General features: G+C 62.5%; 3 protein-coding genes. All 3 read left to right on the top strand.

Going from position 1 to position 4,697, the window contains the following annotated elements; genetic code table 11:
* Window positions 1-116: 116 nt before the first annotated feature.
* On the top strand, window positions 117-512 hold the full coding sequence (locus QMX91_RS29105; RefSeq protein ID WP_282413778.1) for a YbaN family protein: 396 nt from the start codon (window positions 117-119) through the stop codon (window positions 510-512).
* A gap of 408 nt (window positions 513-920) precedes the next feature.
* A complete protein-coding gene (locus QMX91_RS29100; protein ID WP_282413777.1) occupies window positions 921-3,059 on the top strand; it encodes a methyl-accepting chemotaxis protein in 2,139 nt (712 codons plus the stop codon).
* 195 nt (window positions 3,060-3,254) lie between these two features.
* Window positions 3,255-4,601: a CoA transferase gene (locus QMX91_RS29095; RefSeq protein WP_282413776.1), complete on the top strand. Its 1,347-nt coding sequence runs from the start codon at window positions 3,255-3,257 to the stop codon at window positions 4,599-4,601.
* Window positions 4,602-4,697 lie beyond the last annotated feature (96 nt).

Below are 4,697 nucleotides of genomic sequence, written 5' to 3'. Positions count from 1 at the left end.
GTGTCAGCCACCTCATATGTCACTGACACACCGCTTTCGCGAGCAAGCCCGCTCCCACATGGGAACAGCGCGAGCCTGTAGAATCCCCGATTCGTCTCACTGTACTCCCCGAGCCCATGCCGCAACCCGCCACCTCAAAACTCGCCCGTCTGCTGTTCGGCCTGCTGGCCTACGTCAGCCTCGGCATTGGCCTGATCGCCATCGTCGTGCCCGGCCTGCCGACCACCGAGTTCATCCTGCTCGCCGCCTGGGCCGCGACTCGCAGCTCGCCGCGCCTGAGCGCCTGGCTGGAAAACCATCGGCTGTTCGGGCCGATCCTGAGCAACTGGCGCAACGGCAAGATCATCGCGCGCAAAGCCAAGGTCAGCGCCACGATCAGCATGCTGCTGTGCGCGACGTTGATGCTGGTAATGCTCGATCACGGCTGGCCGGTGTACCTGGCGATTGCCGGGATGAGTCTGGGCAATCTGTGGATCTGGTCACGCCCGGAAGTGCTACCCTCCTCTTCCTGACCTCCCACTATGCTTTGTGGATGTGGCTTTTGTGGTGAGGGGATTTATCCCCGATTGGCTGCGCAGCAGCCACTAAATCAGGCATCCGCAGAGTTTCAGTTAAAACTGGTTGTCAGGTTTTGGGCCTGCTGCGCAGTCCATCGGGGCGGTGCGACGTTTCGCTAAATCCCCTCACCACAAAGCCTCATCACCAGCAGTGCCTCGGGGTTCATGGGACTGAAACTTCCCTGTAAATAATCGCCTTTTCAGCACAATCCCCTGCGCAAACGTTTAGCGCTGACCGTTCGTCGGCAAGCGCCTCATGCACCTTCGCCGCGCGCCGATGAGCAATGCATGGCGCTGAATGGATTTGGCGAACCGGGTAGTTCATCCCGTGGCCACCTGCTCATTCATTCACGAGATCGCCCCATGTTCGACTCTCTCTCCATTCGCCTGAAAATCGTCCTGCTCTCCGGCCTGTGCCTGCTGGGGGTGGTTGCGCTGATCGTCGGCATGAACATTTACCAGACCAACCAGAACGACGATCTGGTCAGTGACTCCAGCAGCAAGATGCTCACCGCCAGTGTGCAGAACCTGTTGCAGGCCAAGGCGGCCGAACAAGCAGTGCGGGTGCAGAAGACCTTTGGCGAAAGTCTGACGGTGATCACCGCGCTGGCCGATCAGATCAAGGACATGCGCGCACTGGCCGCCAAGCGTTCGCTGGACGCCGGGGCCCTGCGTGAAGAGTTGAACCAGAGCCTGAAAACCGCGTTCGAGCGCAACGACAAGGTACTCGGCATCTGGCTCGCCTTCGAACCCAACGGCCTCGACGGCAAGGACAGCGAGTTCGTCAACGATGCCGCGCGTCAGTCCAACGAAGCCGGGCGTTTTGCAACTTACTGGAGCCGCGCTGCCGGCTCGGCGCTGAACACGATCATGGTCGAAGAAGACATGACCAAGACCACCCTCAGCGTCAGCGGCACGCCGTACAACAGCTGGTACACCTGCCCTCGCGACAACAAGCGTACTTGCCTGCTCGATCCGTATGCCGACACCGTGGGCGGCAAGGAAATGTTGATGACCACCATTTCCGTGCCGTTGATCGTCGACGGCAAGGCCATCGGCGTAGTCGGTGTCGACATCGCCCTCGATGCCCTGCAAGCGGCGGCGGTGGAGTCCCAACGCAACCTGTTCAACAACGCCGGGCACATGCTGATCGTTTCGGGCAGCGGCGTGCTCGCTGCTGACAGTTCCGATGCGACCAAGGTTGGTAAAAAGATCAGCGATACCCTCGGTGCCGATGGCAAGGATCTGCTGCAACTGGTCAGCAGCGGCACGCCGAAGATTCTCGAACAGGGCGAGCTGATTCGCGCGGTGTATCCGGTCGATCCGATTGGCAACTCGCGGGCCTGGGGTGTGGTCATCGACTTGCCGAAACAGGTGCTGCTAGCCGACTCGGTCAAGCTGCAAGCGGTACTCGACGATGCGCAGGAAACCGGTGTGCTCACTGCGTTGCTGGTGGCTGTGGTGGCCGGTCTGGTCGGTCTGCTGCTGATCTGGCTCACCGCCTCGGGCGTGACCCGGCCGATCAACAGCGTCGCCGAGATGCTGAAGAACATCGCCAGCGGTGAAGGCGATCTGACCCAGCGCCTGAACTACAGCAAGAAGGATGAACTGGGCGAACTGGTGAACTGGTTCAACCGCTTCCTCGACAAGCTGCAACCGACCATCGCCCAGATCAAACAGAGCATCACTGAAGCGCGTGGCACTGCTGATCAGTCATCGGAAATCGCCCGCCAGACCAGCGAAGGCATGCAGGTGCAGTTCCGCGAAATCGATCAGGTCGCCACCGCGTCCAACGAAATGAGCGCCACCGCCCACGACGTCGCCAACAGCGCGTCGAACGCGGCCAACGCCGCCAAGGGCGCCGATCAGTCGGCCAGGGACGGCATGTCGATCATCGAGCGCAGCACCCGCGACATCAATCAACTGGCCGATGAAGTCAGCAAAGCGGTGACCGAAGTCGAAGCGCTGGCGGTCAACAGCGAGCAGATCGGTTCGGTGCTGGAAGTGATCCGCAGCATCGCCGAACAAACCAACCTGCTGGCGCTCAACGCCGCCATCGAAGCGGCCCGCGCCGGGGAAAGCGGGCGTGGTTTCGCGGTGGTGGCCGACGAGGTGCGCAACCTCGCCAAGCGCACTCAGGATTCGGTGGAAGAAATCCGCATCGTCATCGAACGCATCCAGACCGGCACCCGTGGCGTGGTCGCGACCATGCATTCGAGCCAGACCCAGGCGCACAACAACGCCGGGCAGATCCGGCAGGCGGTGGATGCGCTGGGCAAGATCAGCGATGCGGTCACGGTGATCAGCGACATGAACCTGCAGATCGCCAGCGCCGCCGAACAGCAGAGCGCCGTGGCCGAAGAGGTCAACCGCAACGTCTCGGCGATTCGCACCGTGACTGAAACCCTGACTGAACAGGCCACTGAATCGGCGGCGATCAGCAGCCAGCTCAATGCCCTGGCCAGTCAGCAGATGACGCTGATGGATCAGTTCCGCGTCTGAAATCCACCACAGTCCCCTTGTGGGAGCGGCTTGCTCGCGAATACGGTGTGTCAGTCACTTTATATGGCGCTGATACACCGCATTCGCGAGCAAGCCCGCTCCCACAGGGATTTGCGTTGACTCAGGAGATGAGGGTTTTCATCTAAGCCGAGATTTTTTTGCACTATCATCGCCCTCTCTCCCGGAGGGCCTTCGATGACTGATTTACTCACGTCCATTCAAGCCGCACTCGGCTTGCCCCACACGCCAATTCCGTTCACCGCCAGTGGCGCCCTGCCCTCGGCGTTCGCAGTCACCGACCTGGCCTGCGCCAGCATCGGCGCTGCCGGTCAGGCCGTCAGCGAACTGCTCCGGCAACAGACCGGGCACTTGCCCGCCGTGGAAGTTGATCGGCGTCTGGCGTCGTTCTGGTTTGCCACCTCGTTGCGGCCGATCGGCTGGGAGATCCCGCCGCTGTGGGATCCGGTCGCTGGTGACTACGCAACCAAGGACGGCTGGATCCGCCTGCACACCAACGCCCCACATCACCGTGCTGCGGCTGAAAGCGTGCTCGGTGCCTGTGCCGACCGCGCCTCGATGGCGGCGAAAGTCGCGCAATGGAGCAGTACCGAGCTGGAGCAGGCGGTGGTCGAGGCCAAGGGCTGCGCCGCGGAAATGCGCAGTTGGGCGCAGTGGCAACAGCATCCGCAGGGATTGGCCGTGAATGCCGAGCCGCTGGTGCACTTCAGCACCGATCAGGACGAAATTCTCAAACCATGGCAAGGCTCGGTGGCGCAACCGCTGGCCGGGCTCAAGGTGCTCGACCTGACCCGCGTGCTCGCCGGCCCCACCGCCAGCCGTTTTCTCGCAGGCCTCGGTGCCAACGTGCTGCGCATCGATCCGCCGAGCTGGAACGAGCCGGGTGTCATTCCCGACATGACTCTTGGCAAACGCTGTGCGCGGCTGGACCTGCAGCAACCGGGCGATCGCGCGGTGTTCGAAATCCTGTTGAAGGACGCCGACATTTTCCTGCACGGCTACCGTGCCGATGCCCTGGAACACCTCGGTTTCGGCGCCGAACGCCGTCGACAACTGGCGCCGGGGCTGATCGACGTCAGTCTCAATGCCTACGGCTGGAGCGGCCCATGGCAGAACCGCCGTGGCTTCGACAGCCTGGTGCAGATGAGCAGCGGCATCGCCGAGGCCGGACAGCGCTGGAAACAGGCTGACAAACCGACGCCGCTGCCGGTGCAGGCGCTGGATCACGCGACCGGGTATCTGATGGCGGCGAGTGCGATCACATTGCTCACTGAACGTTTGCGCAGCGGTCGCGGCGGTTCTGCACGCTTGTCACTGGCGCGCACCGCCAAACTGTTGATCGAACATGGGCCTGGGACGAGCGAAGCGTTGCGCGCCGAGGCTAAACAGGATCAAGACTCACGGGTGGAGCAGACCCCGTGGGGGCCGGCGCACCGCTTGCTGGCACCGGTGACGATCAGCGGGACGCCGCTGCAGTGGGCGTTGCCGGCTACTGAATTGGGTTCGCATCGCGCGCAGTGGTGATGACCATTCGGGCCTCTTCGCGAGCAAGCCCGCTCCCACAGGGGAATGCATTTCAAATGTGGGAGCGGGCTTGCTCGCGAAGAGGCCCGCCCTGAC

It is taken from the genome of Pseudomonas sp. PS01299 (assembly GCF_029960145.1).
Lineage (GTDB): Bacteria > Pseudomonadota > Gammaproteobacteria > Pseudomonadales > Pseudomonadaceae > Aquipseudomonas > Aquipseudomonas putida_A.
Note: the sequence above shows the minus strand (reverse complement) of the source record. Positions and strands in the feature narration are given on the sequence as shown.

What these genes read in the sequence shown, in the direction of transcription:
- QMX91_RS29105 (WP_282413778.1), top strand. Translation starts at nt 117, where the DNA reads ATGCCGCAACCCGCCACCTCAAAACTCGCCCGTCTGCTGTTCGGCCTG.
- QMX91_RS29100 (WP_282413777.1), top strand. Translation starts at nt 921, where the DNA reads ATGTTCGACTCTCTCTCCATTCGCCTGAAAATCGTCCTGCTCTCCGGC.
- QMX91_RS29095 (WP_282413776.1), top strand. Translation starts at nt 3,255, where the DNA reads ATGACTGATTTACTCACGTCCATTCAAGCCGCACTCGGCTTGCCCCAC.